The organism is Kluyvera cryocrescens NBRC 102467 (genome assembly GCF_001571285.1).
Taxonomy (GTDB): domain Bacteria; phylum Pseudomonadota; class Gammaproteobacteria; order Enterobacterales; family Enterobacteriaceae; genus Kluyvera; species Kluyvera cryocrescens.
In genome coordinates this window covers 95251-111761 of record NZ_BCTM01000018.1, presented here as the reverse complement: position 1 = coordinate 111761, position 16511 = coordinate 95251, and the positions used below count along the sequence as shown (strand labels likewise).

The 16511-nt window shown below is 55.5% G+C and carries 12 protein-coding genes; 6 read left to right on the top strand and 6 right to left on the bottom strand.

The genetic code is table 11. The features are described from left to right. Window positions 1–90 precede the first annotated feature (90 nt). Window positions 91–546: an acetyltransferase gene (locus tag KCR01S_RS14440; RefSeq protein ID WP_061283397.1), complete on the bottom strand. Its 456-nt coding sequence runs from the start codon at window positions 544–546 to the stop codon at window positions 91–93. A 155-nt stretch (window positions 547–701) separates the two neighbouring features. On the opposite strand from KCR01S_RS14440, the gene metA reads away from it, so the two are divergent. The 4 genes from metA to aceK all read left to right on the top strand — a co-directional run bounded on the left by metA (window position 702) and on the right by aceK (window position 6721). Then, entirely contained in the window at window positions 702–1631 is a 930-nt protein-coding gene (metA, locus tag KCR01S_RS14435) for a homoserine O-acetyltransferase MetA (protein WP_061283396.1), read from the top strand. A 271-nt stretch (window positions 1632–1902) separates the two neighbouring features. After that, window positions 1903–3504 (top strand): malate synthase A, encoded by a 1602-nt coding sequence (aceB, locus tag KCR01S_RS14430; RefSeq protein ID WP_061283395.1) that lies wholly within the window; start codon window positions 1903–1905, stop codon window positions 3502–3504. 31 nt (window positions 3505–3535) lie between these two features. Beyond that, entirely contained in the window at window positions 3536–4840 is a 1305-nt protein-coding gene (gene aceA / locus KCR01S_RS14425) for an isocitrate lyase (RefSeq protein WP_061283394.1), read from the top strand. Window positions 4841–4963: 123 nt separating this feature from the next. Beyond that, window positions 4964–6721 (top strand): bifunctional isocitrate dehydrogenase kinase/phosphatase, encoded by a 1758-nt coding sequence (gene aceK / locus KCR01S_RS14420; protein WP_061283393.1) that lies wholly within the window; start codon window positions 4964–4966, stop codon window positions 6719–6721. Here the strand turns inward: aceK and KCR01S_RS14415 are convergent. Together KCR01S_RS14415 and iclR are read right to left on the bottom strand one after the other, a co-directional pair. Beyond that, window positions 6679–7092 carry an ASCH domain-containing protein gene (locus tag KCR01S_RS14415; RefSeq protein WP_156478766.1) on the bottom strand — a complete coding sequence of 138 codons (414 nt, stop codon included), beginning with the start codon at window positions 7090–7092 and terminating at the stop codon, window positions 6679–6681. The genes aceK and KCR01S_RS14415 overlap by 43 nt on opposite strands. A 10-nt stretch (window positions 7093–7102) precedes the next feature. Continuing rightward, on the bottom strand, window positions 7103–7927 hold the full coding sequence (gene iclR, locus KCR01S_RS14410) for a glyoxylate bypass operon transcriptional repressor IclR (RefSeq protein WP_052281800.1): 825 nt from the start codon (window positions 7925–7927) through the stop codon (window positions 7103–7105). A 196-nt stretch (window positions 7928–8123) separates the two neighbouring features. Between iclR and metH the strand changes: the two genes are divergently transcribed. Both metH and KCR01S_RS14400 read left to right on the top strand, forming a co-directional pair. Then, on the top strand, window positions 8124–11807 hold the full coding sequence (gene metH / locus KCR01S_RS14405; protein ID WP_061283392.1) for a methionine synthase: 3684 nt from the start codon (window positions 8124–8126) through the stop codon (window positions 11805–11807). 156 nt (window positions 11808–11963) lie between these two features. Next, window positions 11964–13595, top strand: coding sequence for a Na/Pi cotransporter family protein (locus KCR01S_RS14400; RefSeq protein WP_052281802.1), 1632 nt, complete (start codon window positions 11964–11966; stop codon window positions 13593–13595). Between the two features lie 66 nt (window positions 13596–13661). On the opposite strand, the gene pepE is transcribed toward KCR01S_RS14400, so the two are convergent. From pepE to KCR01S_RS14385, 3 genes are all read right to left on the bottom strand, one after another. Continuing rightward, window positions 13662–14351, bottom strand: coding sequence for a dipeptidase PepE (pepE, locus tag KCR01S_RS14395; protein ID WP_061283391.1), 690 nt, complete (start codon window positions 14349–14351; stop codon window positions 13662–13664). Between the two features lie 251 nt (window positions 14352–14602). Further along, entirely contained in the window at window positions 14603–15415 is an 813-nt protein-coding gene (locus tag KCR01S_RS14390) for a shikimate 5-dehydrogenase (protein WP_061283390.1), read from the bottom strand. A gap of 20 nt (window positions 15416–15435) precedes the next feature. Continuing rightward, window positions 15436–16359: a sugar-binding transcriptional regulator gene (locus KCR01S_RS14385; protein ID WP_061283389.1), complete on the bottom strand. Its 924-nt coding sequence runs from the start codon at window positions 16357–16359 to the stop codon at window positions 15436–15438. Window positions 16360–16511: the final 152 nt, after the last annotated feature.

Genomic DNA, 16511 nt, shown 5'->3' with positions numbered 1-16511 from the left:
CAAGTGAAGAAGCCCATCCTGACGGATGGGCTTTTTTGCGTCTGTACGTTGGTAAAAAACCGACCATAACGTACAGATCGGCGAATATTGTTAAGCTGTTTTGTCCGAGTTCCCTTCATAACGTAAATGCAGTAGCGGATAAGGCCGGCCATGATCGTCGGTCGCTGAGCGTCCGCAAACGGCAAACCCCATCTTCTGATAAAATCCCACTGCCTGGCCGTTCTGTTCGTTGACATCCGTCGTCAGATTGGGAATTAACGACAGTGCATGCTTAACTAAATCGCGCCCAATGCCCATTCCCCGAGCGTCAGGATCGACAAACAGTGCCTCAAGGTGATGCTCGGATAGCAGCATAAATGCGACCGGCGCATCTGCATCATCTACCGCCACCCATAAAGGTGCTTTGGGGAGAAACTCTCGCACCTGGACCTCAATATCAGCTCTGTCCTGTGCCAAAAGAAAGTCATGCGTCGCATCGACAGCGCGGCACCAGATAGCAATTAATCGTTCGCCTTCATGGCGTTGTGAACGTCTGATCATCATCATTCAGTTTCCTTAAGAATCGTTTCCGCAGTATACCGTAGAGGTAATTGAAACTTTCTCACCTTCTGCATGCAGACTCGACATTTCGCTGAATTCTGGGTATCGTTAGGTGTCTGGAAGTCTAAACGTATATACGTATGCTGTGAGGTAATGAGGTTATGCCGATTCGGGTGCAGGACGAGCTACCAGCCGTCAAGTTTTTGCGTGATGAGAACGTCTTTGTGATGACAGCATCGCGCGCAACAGGTCAGGAAATTCGTCCGTTGAAGGTACTGATCCTTAACCTGATGCCGAAGAAAATTGAGACAGAAAACCAGTTCCTGCGTCTGCTGTCGAACTCTCCGCTGCAGCTGGATATTCAACTGCTGCGCATTGATGCTCGCGAATCGCGTAACACGCCGACAGAGCATCTTAATAACTTTTACTGCAATTTCGACGACATTCGCCACGAAAACTTCGATGGTTTGATTGTTACCGGGGCGCCGCTGGGATTAGTTGAATTCAATGATGTTGCCTATTGGCCGCAGATCCAGCAGGTACTGGAGTGGGCGAAAGATCACGTCACCTCCACGCTGTTTGTCTGTTGGGCGGTGCAGGCTGCGCTCAATATTCTCTACGGTATTCCAAAACAGACCCGCAATGACAAACTCTCCGGCGTGTACGAACACAATATTCTCCACCCACATGCGCTGCTTACGCGTGGTTTTGACGACACATTCCTCGCACCGCATTCGCGCTATGCTGACTTCCCGGCGAAGCTGATTCGTGATTATACCGATCTCGAAATCCTTGCCGAAACATCAGAAGGCGATGCCTATCTGTTTGCCAGCAAAGACAAGCGTATTGCCTTCGTCACCGGCCACCCTGAGTATGATGCCCACACGCTGGCGAGCGAGTTTTTCCGTGATGTGGAAGCCGGCTTAAGCCCGGAAGTGCCGTACAACTATTTCCCCAAAAATGATCCGCAAAACAAACCGCACGCCACCTGGCGCAGCCATGGAAATCTGCTGTTTGCTAACTGGCTCAACTACTACGTCTACCAAATCACACCATACGATCTGCGGAATATGAATCCAACGCTGGATTGATCCACTACTCCTCACGATCCTAAAGCGTTTCAGCATCCTCAATCAGGCACCTTCGGGTGCCTTTTTTGTTTCCGAAAAGCACACCAGTAAATAATAAATTTTTAATTTCATATTAATCAATTAATTAAGATTAATTTTAATTAAAAATGGAAATCGTTTTTGATTTTTTATTTTTATTGATTAGGCTTAAAAACGTTGGGCGAAAAAACGACAACGATCGTTAGCCCATCTTGCGGGGACACTATTCGGATCACTAACGAGGAGCAGCAACATGACACAACAGGCCACAACAACCGATGAGCTGGCTTTTCTGAAGCCTTCTGGCGAACAGGAGAAGCAGGTTCTGACTGCGGAAGCGGTGGAGTTTCTGACCGAACTGGTGACCCGATTTACGCCTAAACGTAACAAGCTGCTGGCTGCGCGTATTCAGCAGCAGCAAGATATTGACGATGGAAAGCTTCCAGACTTTATTTCGGAAACCGCTTCCATTCGTGATGGTAGCTGGACCATTCGCGGTATTCCCGACGATTTACAGGATCGTCGTGTGGAAATTACCGGCCCCGTTGAACGCAAAATGGTGATTAACGCCATGAATGCCAATGTGAAAGTCTTTATGGCTGACTTTGAAGACTCACTGGCGCCTGACTGGAATAAAGTCATTGAAGGGCAGATCAACCTGCGCGATGCGGTCAATGGCACCATTAGCTACACCAACGATGCAGGGAAAATTTACCAGCTTAAGCCCGACCCGGCTGTACTGGTCTGTCGCGTACGCGGCCTGCATCTGCCTGAAAAGCACGTGACCTGGCGTGGGGAAGCCATTCCCGGCAGCCTGTTCGATTTCGCGCTCTACTTCTTCCACAATTACAAAGCGTTGTTGGCGAAAGGCAGCGGCCCGTACTTCTACCTGCCGAAAACGCAGGCCTGGCAGGAAGCTGCCTGGTGGAACGACGTGTTCTGTTATGCGGAAGACCGCTTTAACCTGCCGCGCGGCACCATTAAGGCCACGCTGCTGATTGAAACGCTGCCAGCAGTCTTCCAGATGGACGAAATTCTTCATGCGCTGCGCGATCATATCGTGGGTCTGAACTGCGGCCGCTGGGATTACATCTTCAGCTACATCAAAACATTGAAGAACCACCCTGATCGCGTACTGCCCGATCGCCAGGTGGTCACGATGGATAAAGCCTTCCTCAGCGCCTACTCGCGCCTGCTGATCAAAACCTGCCACAAGCGCGGTGCGTTTGCGATGGGCGGTATGGCTGCTTTTATCCCAAGCAAAGATGCCGAGTGCAATGAGCAGGTGCTGAACAAAGTTAAAGCGGACAAATCGCTGGAAGCGAACAACGGCCACGACGGTACCTGGGTTGCCCATCCGGGCTTAGCTGATACCGCGATGGCGGTCTTTAACGAAGTGTTAGGTTCGCGTCCAAACCAGCTGAACGTCTCTCGCACCGAGGATGCACCTATTACGGCTGAACAGCTGCTGACGCCCTGCGATGGCGAACGAACCGAAGAGGGGATGCGCGCCAATATCCGCGTCGCCGTGCAGTACATCGAGGCGTGGATCTCCGGCAACGGCTGCGTACCGATTTATGGCCTGATGGAGGATGCCGCGACGGCGGAGATCTCCCGTACCTCTATCTGGCAGTGGATCCACCATCAGAAAACGCTCAGCAACGGCAAGCCGGTAACCAAACCGCTGTTCCGCCAGATGCTGGCCGAAGAGCTGCTGGTTATCAAAAACGAGCTGGGCGATAGCCGCTTCAACGGCGGCCGTTTCGACGATGCCGCGCGTCTGATGGAGCAAATCACCACCTCCGACGAACTGATCGACTTCCTGACCCTGCCAGGCTACCGCCTGTTGGCTTAATTCACCACATAACAAAATGGAGCATCTGCACATGAAAACCCGTACTCAACAAATCGAAGAATTACAAAAAGAATGGACACAGCCACGTTGGGAAGGCATCAACCGCCCGTACAGCGCGGAAGAAGTGGTGAAATTACGCGGCTCGGTCAATCCGGAGCACACTCTGGCGCAGCTGGGCGCGGCCAAAATGTGGCGACTGCTGCACGGTGAATCCAAAAAGGGCTACGTGAATAGCCTGGGTGCACTGACCGGTGGGCAGGCCCTGCAGCAGGCGAAAGCAGGCATTGAAGCGATTTATCTCTCCGGCTGGCAGGTGGCGGCGGATGCGAACCTGGCATCCAGCATGTATCCGGATCAATCACTCTACCCGGCAAACTCGGTACCGGCGGTGGTGGATCGGATCAATAACTCTTTCAGCCGTGCCGATCAGATCCAGTGGGCGAATGGGATCGAACCAAACGATCCGCGCTACGTGGATTACTTCCTGCCGATCGTGGCCGACGCGGAAGCGGGCTTTGGCGGCGTATTGAACGCGTTTGAGTTGATGAAATCGATGATTGCGGCCGGTGCAGCGGCGGTACACTTTGAAGATCAGCTGGCGTCAGTGAAGAAGTGCGGTCACATGGGTGGCAAAGTCTTGGTACCGACCCAGGAAGCGATTCAGAAGCTGGTTGCGGCACGCCTGGCGGCCGACGTCATGGGTGTGCCAACTCTGCTGATTGCGCGTACTGACGCGGATGCGGCCGACTTAATTACTTCTGACTGTGACCCTTATGACAGCGGTTTCATTACCGGGGAGCGTACCAGCGAAGGTTTCTATCGCACCCAGGCGGGAATTGAACAAGCCATTAGCCGTGGCCTGGCATATGCCCCGTATGCCGATCTCGTGTGGTGCGAAACCTCGACGCCGGATCTGGAGCTGGCGAAGCGCTTTGCGGATGCTATCCACGCTAAATACCCAGGCAAACTTCTGGCCTACAACTGCTCGCCATCGTTCAACTGGCAGAAAAAGCTGGATGACAAAACCATCGCCAGCTTCCAGCAACAGTTGTCCGACATGGGTTACAAATACCAGTTCATCACCCTGGCCGGTATTCACAGCATGTGGTTCAACATGTTCGATCTGGCGCACTCCTACGCACAGGGCGAAGGGATGAAGCACTACGTTGAGAAGGTTCAGCAGCCAGAATTTGCGGCGGCGAAAGATGGTTATACCTTCGTCTCTCACCAGCAGGAAGTGGGGACAGGTTACTTCGATAAGGTCACCACCATTATTCAGGGTGGCACCTCCTCGGTCACGGCGCTGACGGGTTCTACCGAAGAATCGCAGTTCTGATTTTGCCCCCTCACTCTGACCCTCTCCCCACCGGGGAGAGGAGACGGCATGGAGGCAGTTTAAATACGGTACTGAGGCTATTTTTCTCCCTCTCCGCAGCGGGGAGAGGGATGAGGGGAGTGTATGTCGCGTGGTCTGGAATTACTGATTGCTCAAACCATCCTGCAAGGCTTTGACGCACAGTATGGTCGATTCCTGGAAGTCACATCCGGGGCACAGCAGCGTTTTGAACAGGCTGACTGGCACGCGGTACAGCAGGCAATGAAAAGCCGTATCCATCTGTACGATCACCACGTGGGGTTGGTGGTCGAACAGCTGCGCTGCATTACCGACGGCAAAAGTACCGATGCCGATTTTCTGCTGCGGGTAAAAGCGCAATACACGCGTTTGTTACCTGATTATCCACGCTTCGAGATTGCGGAAAGCTTTTTCAACTCCGTCTATTGCCGGTTATTTGACCACCGCTCGCTTAGCCCCGAGCGGTTGTTTATTTTCAGCTCGCAGCCCGAGCGACGTTTTCGCGCCATTCCCCGACCGCTGGCCAAAGATTTCTTCCCGGAACATGGCTGGGAGGCGGTGATCTTTAAAATGCTCAGTGACCTGCCGTTACGCCTGCCCTGGCAAAATAAGTTTCGCGACGTGGGCTACATCATGGCGCATCTGAGTGAAACGCTGGACACGGAAACCCTGCGGCACTCGCATTTGCAGATCAATAACGAACTGTTTTATCGCAATAAGGCCGCCTGGCTGATTGGCAAGCTGATTACGCCCAACGGCACGCTGCCGTTTCTGATCCCGATTCATCGCACCGATGAAGGCGAACTGTTTGTCGATACCTGCCTCACCACTACGGAAGAGGCCAGCATCGTATTTGGCTTCGCCCGCTCTTACTTTATGGTTTACGCCCCGCTACCGGCTGCGCTGGTCGAATGGCTGCGGGAGATCCTGCCGGGGAAAACCACCGCTGAACTGTACATGGCGATTGGCTGCCAGAAGCATGCGAAAACGGAAAGCTACCGTGAATATCTGCACTACATTGCCCAAGCTGATGAACCGTTCATTGAAGCGCCCGGCATTCGTGGCATGGTGATGCTGGTGTTTACGCTGCCGGGTTTTGACCGGGTGTTTAAAGTGATTAAAGACAAATTTGCTCCGCAAAAAGAGATGTCCGCGGCCCACGTCCGCGCCTGTTATCAATTGGTGAAGGAGCATGACCGCGTTGGGCGCATGGCGGACACCCAGGAGTTTGAAAATTTCGTACTGGAGAAGCGACAAATCTCCCCGGCGCTAATGGCGCTGCTGTTGCAGGAAGCACCGGAGAAAATCGTCGATATGGGGGATAAAATCGCCATTAGCCACCTCTATATTGAGCGGCGAATGGTACCACTCAATCTCTGGCTGGAGCGTGTGGAAGGCCAGCAGCTGCGCGATGCTATCGAAGAGTACGGCAACGCTATCCGCCAGTTGGCTGCCGCCAATATTTTCCCCGGCGATATGCTGTTTAAAAACTTTGGCGTCACCCGACACGGGCGCGTGGTGTTCTACGATTACGATGAAATTTGCTACATGACCGAGGTGAACTTCCGCCATATCCCGCCGCCGCGTTACCCGGAAGATGAGCTGGCCAACGAACCGTGGTACAGCGTCTCGCCCGGTGATGTGTTTCCGGAAGAGTTTCGCCACTGGCTGTGCGCCGATCCGCGTATTGGGCCGCTATTTGAGGAAATGCACGCCGATTTGTTCAGCGCCGACTACTGGCGCGGCCTGCAAACGTGGATTAAAAACGGCCATGTGGAGGATGTTTACGCCTACCGCCGCCGTCAGCGGTTTAGCGTGCGCTACTCGGCGCTGGCGGTTTCAATGACCGCAAACTCTTCATAAATGAGCTCCGTCTCCGGCGACCAGCTGCCTTCGCGTTCGAAGAAGGCCTGGTGCGCCGACTGCCAGTAGGCCAGGCTCAAATCCCCTTCACCTTCCAGTGCGGCAAGCGCCGGGCTCATTTCATGAAAACGGATGAGCCTGATGGCCAGCGTGCGGATCACACACACTGCCTCACCGCTGCCGTTGAGGACAATATGGTAGGTGCCCGGCGTTAAACGCGGCTCTTCTTTTTGATAGCTGGCAAAAGAGCCGCAGGTCCCGGTTTTCTTTCCGGCGACCACCAGATCGGCCAACTCATCAGCCAGCTCGGGGGAGTCGCCAAACGACCAGCACCACGCCTGTGGATATTTTTCCTGCCAGACGGATTTCATATCGCGCATCTTAACGCAGCCCGCCATAAGCCAGCGTCACCTCTTTTGCAGCCTTAATCACCATCGCACCAAACTCGGTGACGCGATCATCGGTGATACGCGAAATCGGCCCGGAAATGGAAATTGCCGCGAACGGTTCGCGGTGCTCATCATAGATGCACGATGCCACGCAGCGCAGCCCGAGCGCGTGTTCTTCATCATCAAACGAATAACCGCGCTTACGCGTTTGGGCCAGATCGTCCTTCAGATGCAGCGGTGACACCAGCGTCGCGTGGGTGTAGGCGTGCAGCCCCTTGCGGTGCAGCAGGCCGGTGACCTGCTCTTCGCTAAGCTGCGATAAGAAGGCTTTCCCCGCGCCAGAGGCGTGCATCGGCAGCTTGCCGCCAATGGGTGCTGACATACGCATGAGCTGCGTACACTGGACCTGGTCGATGATAATCGCCTGATGATCGCTCTTGTCCAGCACCGCCAGATTGACCGTTTCACCGGAGTCTTCCATCAGTTGGCGTAAAATCGGGTGGACAATAGCCAGCAGGTTGCGGCTTTGCAGGAAGCTGCTGCCGACGATAAATGCATGCGCGCCCACCGCCCAGTGCCCTAAATCTCCCACCTGACGAACAAAACCCAACTGCTGCATGGTGGTGAGCAAACGGTGAGTGGTGGAGTTCGGTAACCCGGCCTGCTGCGCCAGTTCGGTCAGTGCGACGCTATTGTGGGATTCGGCAATCCATTCCAGCAGCTTCAGGCCGCGGGTAAGGGATTGCACCTGGCCGGTCGCGGGTGCGGCGGCAGCGGCGGGCTTTCTACCGCGTTTAGCAGGAACGTTGGCAACCATCGCAACTCCTTTCTGTATCGTGGAAATTGTTTTCGTTTTTATTGATTATAATACAACCGTTGTTATTACTGCTCCGATGAGTCATGTTGAACTTGTCTCATGTAGACGGTTGTTTTCTTTTCCGCCACCCCGGTTTATGCCAGTATGCCTTATTACCTTTTTCTCTGGGTTTCGTTGAGCGTTGTCGGGAGTGTCTGTGAGCAGCAAAGTTGAGCAACTGCGTGCGCAGTTAAATGAACGTATTCTGGTTCTGGACGGGGGCATGGGCACCATGATCCAGGGCTATCGTCTGAGCGAGCAGGACTTCCGCGGTGAGCGTTTTGCCGACTGGCCCTGCGACCTGAAAGGCAATAACGACCTGCTGGTGCTCAGCAAGCCGGAGGTGATTGGCGCTATCCATAACGCCTATTTTGAAGCGGGTGCGGATATCATTGAAACCAACACCTTCAACTCCACCACCATCGCCATGGCGGATTACCAGATGGAATCCCTGTCGGCGGAAATCAACTTTGCGGCGGCAAAACTGGCGCGCGCCTGCGCCGACGAATGGACCGCCCGCACGCCAAATAAACCGCGCTACGTCGCGGGGGTGCTTGGCCCAACCAACCGCACGGCGTCAATTTCTCCGGACGTGAACGACCCCGCTTATCGTAATGTCACTTTCGATCAGCTGGTGGCCGCTTATCGCGAGTCCACCAAAGCGCTGGTGGAGGGCGGTAGCGACCTGATTCTGATTGAAACCGTCTTCGATACCCTCAACGCCAAAGCGGCGATTTTTGCGGTGAAAGAGGAATTCGAAGCGCTGGGTGTTGATTTGCCGATTATGATTTCCGGCACCATCACCGACGCCTCCGGGCGTACGCTTTCCGGTCAAACGACGGAAGCCTTCTATAACTCGCTGCGCCACGCTGATGCGCTGACCTTTGGCCTGAACTGTGCCTTGGGCCCGGATGAACTGCGCCAGTATGTGCAGGAGTTGTCGCGTATTGCTGAATGCTATGTCACGGCGCACCCGAATGCCGGGCTACCAAACGCCTTCGGCGAATACGATCTTGACGCTGACACTATGGCGACGCAGATCCGCGAATGGGCCGAAGCTGGATTCCTCAACGTTGTTGGCGGCTGCTGCGGTACCACCCCGGAACACATTGCGGCCATGAGCCGCGCAGTGGAAGGTCTGCCGCCGCGTAAACTTCCGGAACTGCCGGTTGCTTGCCGTCTGTCCGGCCTTGAGCCGCTGAACATCGGCGATGACAGCCTGTTTGTGAACGTCGGCGAACGTACTAACGTCACCGGTTCGGCGAAGTTTAAACGCCTGATCAAAGAAGAAAAGTATAACGAAGCGCTGGATGTCGCTCGCCAGCAGGTGGAAAGCGGCGCGCAGATTATCGATATCAATATGGATGAGGGGATGCTCGACGCCGAAGCGGCGATGGTGCGTTTCCTCAACCTGATCGCCGGTGAGCCGGACATTGCTCGCGTGCCGATCATGATTGACTCCTCCAAATGGGAGGTCATCGAAAAAGGGCTGAAGTGCATTCAGGGTAAAGGCATCGTTAACTCAATTTCGATGAAAGAGGGCATTGAGCCGTTTATCGAGCACGCGAAAAAAGTGCGCCGCTACGGCGCCGCCGTGGTGGTGATGGCGTTCGATGAAGTGGGCCAGGCCGATACCCGCGAGCGCAAAATTGAGATTTGTCGCCGTGCCTACAATATTCTGACCAAAGAAGTCGGCTTCCCGCCGGAAGATATTATCTTCGACCCGAATATCTTTGCCGTGGCGACCGGTATTGAAGAGCACAACAACTACGCGCAGGACTTTATCGGTGCCTGTGAAGACATTAAGCGCGAGCTGCCGCATGCGCTGATCTCCGGCGGTGTCTCCAACGTCTCCTTCTCGTTCCGCGGTAATGACCCGGTGCGTGAAGCCATCCACGCGGTGTTCCTGTACTACGCCATCCGTAACGGTATGGATATGGGTATCGTTAACGCCGGTCAGCTGGCGATTTATGATGATCTGCCCGCCGAGCTGCGCGATGCGGTAGAGGATGTCGTTCTCAACCGTCGCGATGACGGCACCGAGCGTTTGCTGGATCTGGCCGAGAAATACCGCGGCAGCAAAACCGACGACAGCGCTAACGCCCAGCAGGCGGAATGGCGCAGTTGGGACGTCAAAAAACGCCTCGAATATTCGCTGGTCAAAGGCATTACTGAATTTATCGAGCTGGACACCGAAGAAGCCCGCCAGCAGGCAGCGCGACCGATCGAAGTTATCGAAGGGCCGCTGATGGATGGCATGAACGTGGTGGGCGATCTGTTTGGCGAGGGCAAAATGTTCCTGCCGCAGGTGGTGAAATCGGCCCGCGTGATGAAGCAGGCGGTGGCCTACCTTGAGCCGTATATCGAAGCCAGCAAAGAGAAAGGCTCCAGCAACGGTAAAATGGTGATTGCGACCGTGAAGGGTGACGTTCACGATATCGGCAAAAACATCGTTGGCGTGGTGTTGCAGTGCAACAACTACGAGATTATCGATCTTGGTGTGATGGTGCCGGCGGATAAAATCCTCAAGACTGCACGTGAGGTGAACGCCGATCTGATTGGCCTTTCCGGGCTGATTACTCCGTCGCTCGATGAAATGGTCAACGTGGCGAAGGAGATGGAGCGTCAGGGCTTCACCATTCCGCTGCTGATTGGCGGTGCAACCACCTCGAAAGCGCACACCGCGGTGAAAATCGAGCAAAACTACAGTGGCCCAACGGTCTATGTGCAGAACGCTTCGCGTACTGTCGGCGTAGTGGCTGCGCTGCTGTCCGATACGCAGCATGACGACTTCGTTGCCCGTACCCGTAAAGAGTACGAGACCGTGCGTATTCAGCATGGACGTAAGAAGCCGCGAACCCCGCCGGTGACGTTGGCTGCCGCGCGTGAAAACGATCTGGCCTTCGACTGGGAAAGCTATACCCCGCCGGTTGCTCACCGTCTGGGCGTGCAGGATGTGGAAGCCAGCATCGAAACGCTGCGCAATTACATCGACTGGACGCCGTTCTTTATGACCTGGTCGCTGGCCGGCAAGTACCCGCGCATCCTGGAAGATGAAGTGGTGGGAGAAGAGGCCAAGCGCCTGTTTAAAGACGCCAATGATATGTTGGATAAGCTGAGCGCGGAAAAAGCGCTGAACCCGCGCGGAGTCGTCGGGCTGTTCCCGGCTAACCGCGTCGGTGATGATGTGGAGATCTATCGCGACGAGACGCGTACCCATGTTCTGACCGTCAGCCGTCATTTGCGCCAGCAGACAGAAAAAGTGGGCTTCGCCAACTACTGCCTGTCTGACTTTGTGGCGCCGAAAACATCCGGCAAGGCCGACTATATCGGTGCCTTCGCGGTCACCGGCGGTCTGGAGGAAGATGCGCTGGCCGATGCCTTTGAAGCTCAGCACGATGATTACAATAAAATCATGGTGAAGGCGCTGGCTGACCGCCTGGCTGAAGCATTTGCCGAATATCTGCATGAACGGGTGCGTAAGGTTTACTGGGGTTATGCGCCGAACGAGAACCTGAGCAACGAAGAGCTTATCCGCGAAAACTACCAGGGCATCCGTCCGGCGCCGGGCTATCCGGCGTGTCCGGAACACACGGAAAAAGGCACCATCTGGGAACTTCTGGACGTGGAAACCCACACCGGAATGAAGTTGACCGAATCCTTCGCCATGTGGCCGGGAGCGTCGGTGTCCGGGTGGTATTTCAGTCATCCGGATAGCAAGTACTACGCAGTGGCGCAGATTCAGCGCGATCAGGTTGAGGATTACGCATTGCGTAAAGGTATGAGCGTAGCGGAAGTGGAACGCTGGCTGGCACCGAACCTCGGGTACGATGCTGACTGATTCACAAAACCGTCATCTTTCCTTACAACTAACAGGGCGCTCAATGAGCGCCCTGTCTCTTTATTGCCCGTAAACCCTTATACTGAAATAACCTGGAGTCATTATTGATGATGAGATCGCTTCAGGAACATATAACGATAAGGAGAACCGGATTCTGTGTTAACTCTGCTACATCTGCTTTCTGCCGTCGCCCTATTGGTATGGGGCACCCACATTGTTCGTACCGGGGTGATGCGCGTCTTTGGCGCCCGCCTGCGTACCGTCCTCAGCCGCAGCGTTGAGAAAAAGCCGCTCGCCTTCTGCGCGGGTATCGGTGTCACCGCGCTGGTTCAAAGCAGCAACGCCACCACCATGCTGGTGACCTCATTTGTCGCCCAGGATCTTGTCGCCCTGACGCCCGCGCTGGTGATTGTGCTCGGTGCCGATGTGGGGACGGCGCTGATGGCCCGTATCCTGACCTTCGATCTTTCCTGGCTGTCGCCGCTGCTGATTTTTATTGGGGTAACCTTCTTCCTCGGCCGCAAACAAACGCGTGAAGGCCAGCTTGGCCGCGTGGGGATTGGCCTCGGTCTGATCCTGCTGGCGCTGGAGCTGATTGTGCAGGCGGTCACGCCGATTACCCAGGCCAACGGCGTGCAGGTTATCTTTGCTTCGCTGACCGGCGACATCCTGTTGGATGCGCTGATTGGCGCCGTATTCGCAATAATCAGTTACTCCAGCCTGGCGGCGGTGCTGTTAACCGCCACGCTGACCACCACGGGCGTTATCTCCTTCCCGGTCGCGCTGTGTCTGGTGATCGGCGCTAACCTCGGCTCCGGCCTGCTGGCGATGCTGAATAACAGCGCGGCTAATGCCTCTGCCCGCCGCGTTGCGCTCGGTAGTCTGCTGTTTAAGCTGGTGGGTAGCTTGCTGATTCTGCCGTTTGTTCACGTGCTGGCGACGACGCTGCAAAAGCTGCCGCTGCCGGAATCCGAGTTGGTTATCTATTTCCACGTCTTCTACAACCTGATCCGCTGCGTGGCGATGGTGCCGTTCGCCGAACCGATGGCGCGTTTGTGTAAACGGCTGATTCGCGATGAGCCGGAGCTGGACGGTCACCTGAAGCCGAAGCATCTTGATGTCACCGCGCTCGATACCCCAACGCTGGCGCTGGCTAACGCCGCGCGTGAAACCCTGCGCATGGGCGATGCGACAGAACAGATGCTGGACGGTTTAAAAAAGGTGATGAACGGCGAGCCGCGTGAAGAGAAAAACCTGCGCAAACAGGCTGATGACATTAACGTGCTCTACACTGCGATCAAATTGTATTTGGCGCGGATGCCGAAAGATGAGTTGGCGGAGGAGGAATCCCGGCGCTGGGCGGAGATTATCGAGATGTCGCTTAACCTCGAGCAGGCCTCGGATATTGTCGAACGTATGGGCAGTGAGATTGCGGATAAATCACTGGCGGCCCGTCGCGCGTTCTCGGTGGAGGGCTTAAAAGAGCTCGACGGGTTGCATGAACTGCTGCTGAGTAATCTGCAGCTGGCGATGTCGGTGTTCTTCTCCGGCGATGTGACCAGCGCGCGCCGACTGCGCCGCAGCAAGCACCGCTTCCGCATCATGAATCGCCGCTACGCGCACGCGCACGTTGACCGTCTGCACCAGCAAAACGTACAGAGCATTGAAACCAGTACGCTGCACCTGGCCCTGCTGGGCGATATGCTGCGCCTGAACTCGCTGTTCTGCTCGGTGGCATACAGCGTGCTGGAGCAGCCGGATGAAGACGACGACCGCGACGATTATTGAACCGATAGACCCAATGCTTATCGGGCCTGTGCGGGGCTGGCAGCAGTGTCAGCCCCGCATCATTATTTAAAACCGGTGCCCTGCTTCCAGCGCCACCGCATCTTCTCCCGCTTTAAACACGTAAGTGGTGTTTGGCCCACCAAGGGTGGCATGGCCTTGCGCCACCTGAATCCAGTTGCCTTCCGGCAGACCAATCACCGTTAACTCCGGCGCAACCACCAGCAGCTCGCGAATGCGCTGCTCGCGGGTTTCACCTTTGTGCCCTTCCGGCAGGGCGTTAGTGAAGTGTGGGTTAATTTGCAGCGGGAACAGCCCCAGCGCGTCAAAACCTTGCGGGTCGACAATCGGCATATCGTTGGTGGTGCGGATGGTTGGGCAGGCAAGGTTGGCCCCTGCGCTCCAGCCAATATACAGTGCGCCGCGTTTAACCACGTCGACAATCGGTGCCAGCAGGCCGCGTTCACGGCTCTCTTTGAGCAGTTGGAACGTATTACCGCCGCCGACGATAACCAGCTCGGCGTTTTCAATGGCTGCAATAGGGTCGGCGACGCTGTGAATGCCGGTTACCGTGACGCCCAGCGGCGCAAAAACGGCGGCAGTTTTTGCCGTGTACTCATCCCAGGTCTGCGTGACGCCTGCAAATGGAATAAACACCGCAGAGCGGCGGCCGTTCAGCTGCGAGGCAATCAGCGGCATCGCATGTTCCATCCAGGCTTTGCCCGGCAGCGTCGAGTTACTCAGCAATAGCAGTTCCATGGTTTATCCCTTTAATTAGAAAATAATCAGTCAGGGCAGGATGTTATCACTCTACGTCCGACGGCTCACTGATGGGGTTCACGATGTTGCGCAATGCTGCTCGCAGGAATGGCTTGCCGAGCATGATGCAGGTGATGGCTGGAATACCTATCAAAGAACTGGGCGAGCGGGTGTCGGGCCTTGCATCATAAAGGGCGAAGCGACGGGGCGATCGACGGCTATTCGAGCGCCGGTTAAGGCGCTCATGCTGTTTACCCTTCCCGTGCAAACTTCGCCGCTTCAGCCACCAGCTCGGCATCGGGGCGCACGCCGGTATACATGACGAACTGTTCAACGGCTTGCAGCGCAATCACTTCCGCCCCGCTGATGGTCTTTTTCCCCAGACGCTGCGCCAGTTTTATCACCGGCGTTTCCGGCGGTAGTGCCACCACGTCGAACACCACGCCAGCGCGCTCGACCATCGCTTCACTGAAGGCCAGGCTCTCGCTTTCATTTCCGCCCGCCATGCCTAGCGGCGTGACGTTAACCAGAATGTCGATCCCGCTGGCTTCCGGCTGTGCCTGCCACTGAAAACCATATTGCTGTGCCAGCGCCATGCCGTTGGCTTCATTGCGCGCGGCGATAATCACATCGCGAAAGCCAGCATCGCGGAAGGCGGCAATCACCGCTTTCCCCATACCGCCGCTGCCGCGGATCATCACGCGAGCGGATGTATCCAGTTGATGGCTGATAATCAGACTTTTGACCGCGATATAGTCGGTGTTGAATCCGGTCAGTTTGCCTTCATCGTTGACGATAGTATTCACAGAGTCGATAACTTTGGCTGAAGGATCGATGGCGTCGAGAAAGACCATGCAGCTTTCTTTAAACGGCATGGAGACCGCACAGCCGCGAATGCCAAGGGCGCGAACGCCTTTGACTGCCGCTTCAATATCCTGGGTAGTGAAGGCTTTGTAGATAAAATTCAGCCCCAGCTTTGCATAAAGGTAGTTATGAAAACGCGTACCGAAGTTGCCGGGGCGCCCGGCAAGCGACATGCACAGTTGAGTATCGCGGTTGATCATGGTCATGTCCTCGTTTTGTATTACTGCACTAAATATTCAGCGGTTGCCCGGTCGGTGACCAGGCTGTTGATGTGTTTGCCGCGCAGCGCGCCGAGCAGGGCCGCTTGTTTTTCCTCACCGTAGGCAATGCCGATGGCGTAACGGGCCTTGCGCAGGGCTGCCAGTTCAATGGCGAGCGTCTTTTCCTGCATCGTGGTATGGACGAGTTGTCCTTCGCTATCAAAGAATCGTGAGCAGATATCCCCCGCGACCTGGCGGACGACCAGATCGTCGCTTTGCTCATTACCGTAGAAAGCCTGCCAGTTTGCACCGTGGCGAATTGCCGGAGAGCCAATACCCACCAGGGCGATGTCCAGCCGTTGCCAGTATTCGGCAATGGTTTTGAAGTGTTGGGATTGCATAATGCCGTTGCGAATCGTGGCGTTATCCAGCAATGCAGGAAAATCAGCGAGATGTGATTCTGCTTTTAGCCGGCTTGCCGCGCTGTAGGTGAGGGTGTTGACGTGAAAACGGCTAGGCAGCTTGCCCGCCGGCCCGCCGACCACCGGGACGCACACCAGGCGGTGAGGCTGACTCGATGGCGACAATTGCTCAACCAGCGCGCTGACGCCCCGTCCCCAGCCAAACCCGACAATCATGCCGGGCGTCAGCAGTCTTTCCACCAGATGAGCGCCGTACAGCCCGATTTCGCTCTCCTGCGGCGCCACCACGGCCTCTTTCAGGCCAAATTTCAGCTTGAGCTGTTGCTCCAGCCACAGGCTGTCGTTGTAGTCATAGTTGATGGCGATGCTGACAATCCCCAGTTCGCGCCCGCGTTTCAACAACCGGCTGATGGTCGTACGGTAAATACCGAGCGTTTGCGCGATCTGCGCCTGCGTCATCTCCTGCTCGTAGTAGAGCTGGGCGATTTTCACGATCAACCGTATATCGTCACTGTTTTCCATTGCGCTCACGGACTCCTGCACATATGTGCAAAACATAAAAGGCGATTATCGATCTGGTATAGCGCCATCATTCGGTGAGTTCAAGGTTCTTTTATTCATGAGGGTAGAGGGTGATTTTGCACGTTTGTGCAAAGACCGCAGGATATTGGCAC

Excerpts from the sequence above, each read along its gene's own strand:
- metA (WP_061283396.1), top strand. The coding sequence starts at position 702 with ATGCCGATTCGGGTGCAGGACGAGCTACCAGCCGTCAAGTTTTTGCGT.
- iclR (WP_052281800.1), bottom strand. The coding sequence starts at position 7,927 with ATGGTTGCCAACGTTCCTGCTAAACGCGGTAGAAAGCCCGCCGCTGCC.
- aceA (WP_061283394.1), top strand. The coding sequence starts at position 3,536 with ATGAAAACCCGTACTCAACAAATCGAAGAATTACAAAAAGAATGGACA.
- KCR01S_RS14390 (WP_061283390.1), bottom strand. The coding sequence starts at position 15,415 with ATGATCAACCGCGATACTCAACTGTGCATGTCGCTTGCCGGGCGCCCC.
- aceB (WP_061283395.1), top strand. The coding sequence starts at position 1,903 with ATGACACAACAGGCCACAACAACCGATGAGCTGGCTTTTCTGAAGCCT.
- KCR01S_RS14415 (WP_156478766.1), bottom strand. The coding sequence starts at position 7,092 with ATGAAATCCGTCTGGCAGGAAAAATATCCACAGGCGTGGTGCTGGTCG.
- pepE (WP_061283391.1), bottom strand. The coding sequence starts at position 14,351 with ATGGAACTGCTATTGCTGAGTAACTCGACGCTGCCGGGCAAAGCCTGG.
- KCR01S_RS14440 (WP_061283397.1), bottom strand. The coding sequence starts at position 546 with ATGATGATGATCAGACGTTCACAACGCCATGAAGGCGAACGATTAATT.
- KCR01S_RS14385 (WP_061283389.1), bottom strand. The coding sequence starts at position 16,359 with ATGGAAAACAGTGACGATATACGGTTGATCGTGAAAATCGCCCAGCTC.
- aceK (WP_061283393.1), top strand. The coding sequence starts at position 4,964 with ATGTCGCGTGGTCTGGAATTACTGATTGCTCAAACCATCCTGCAAGGC.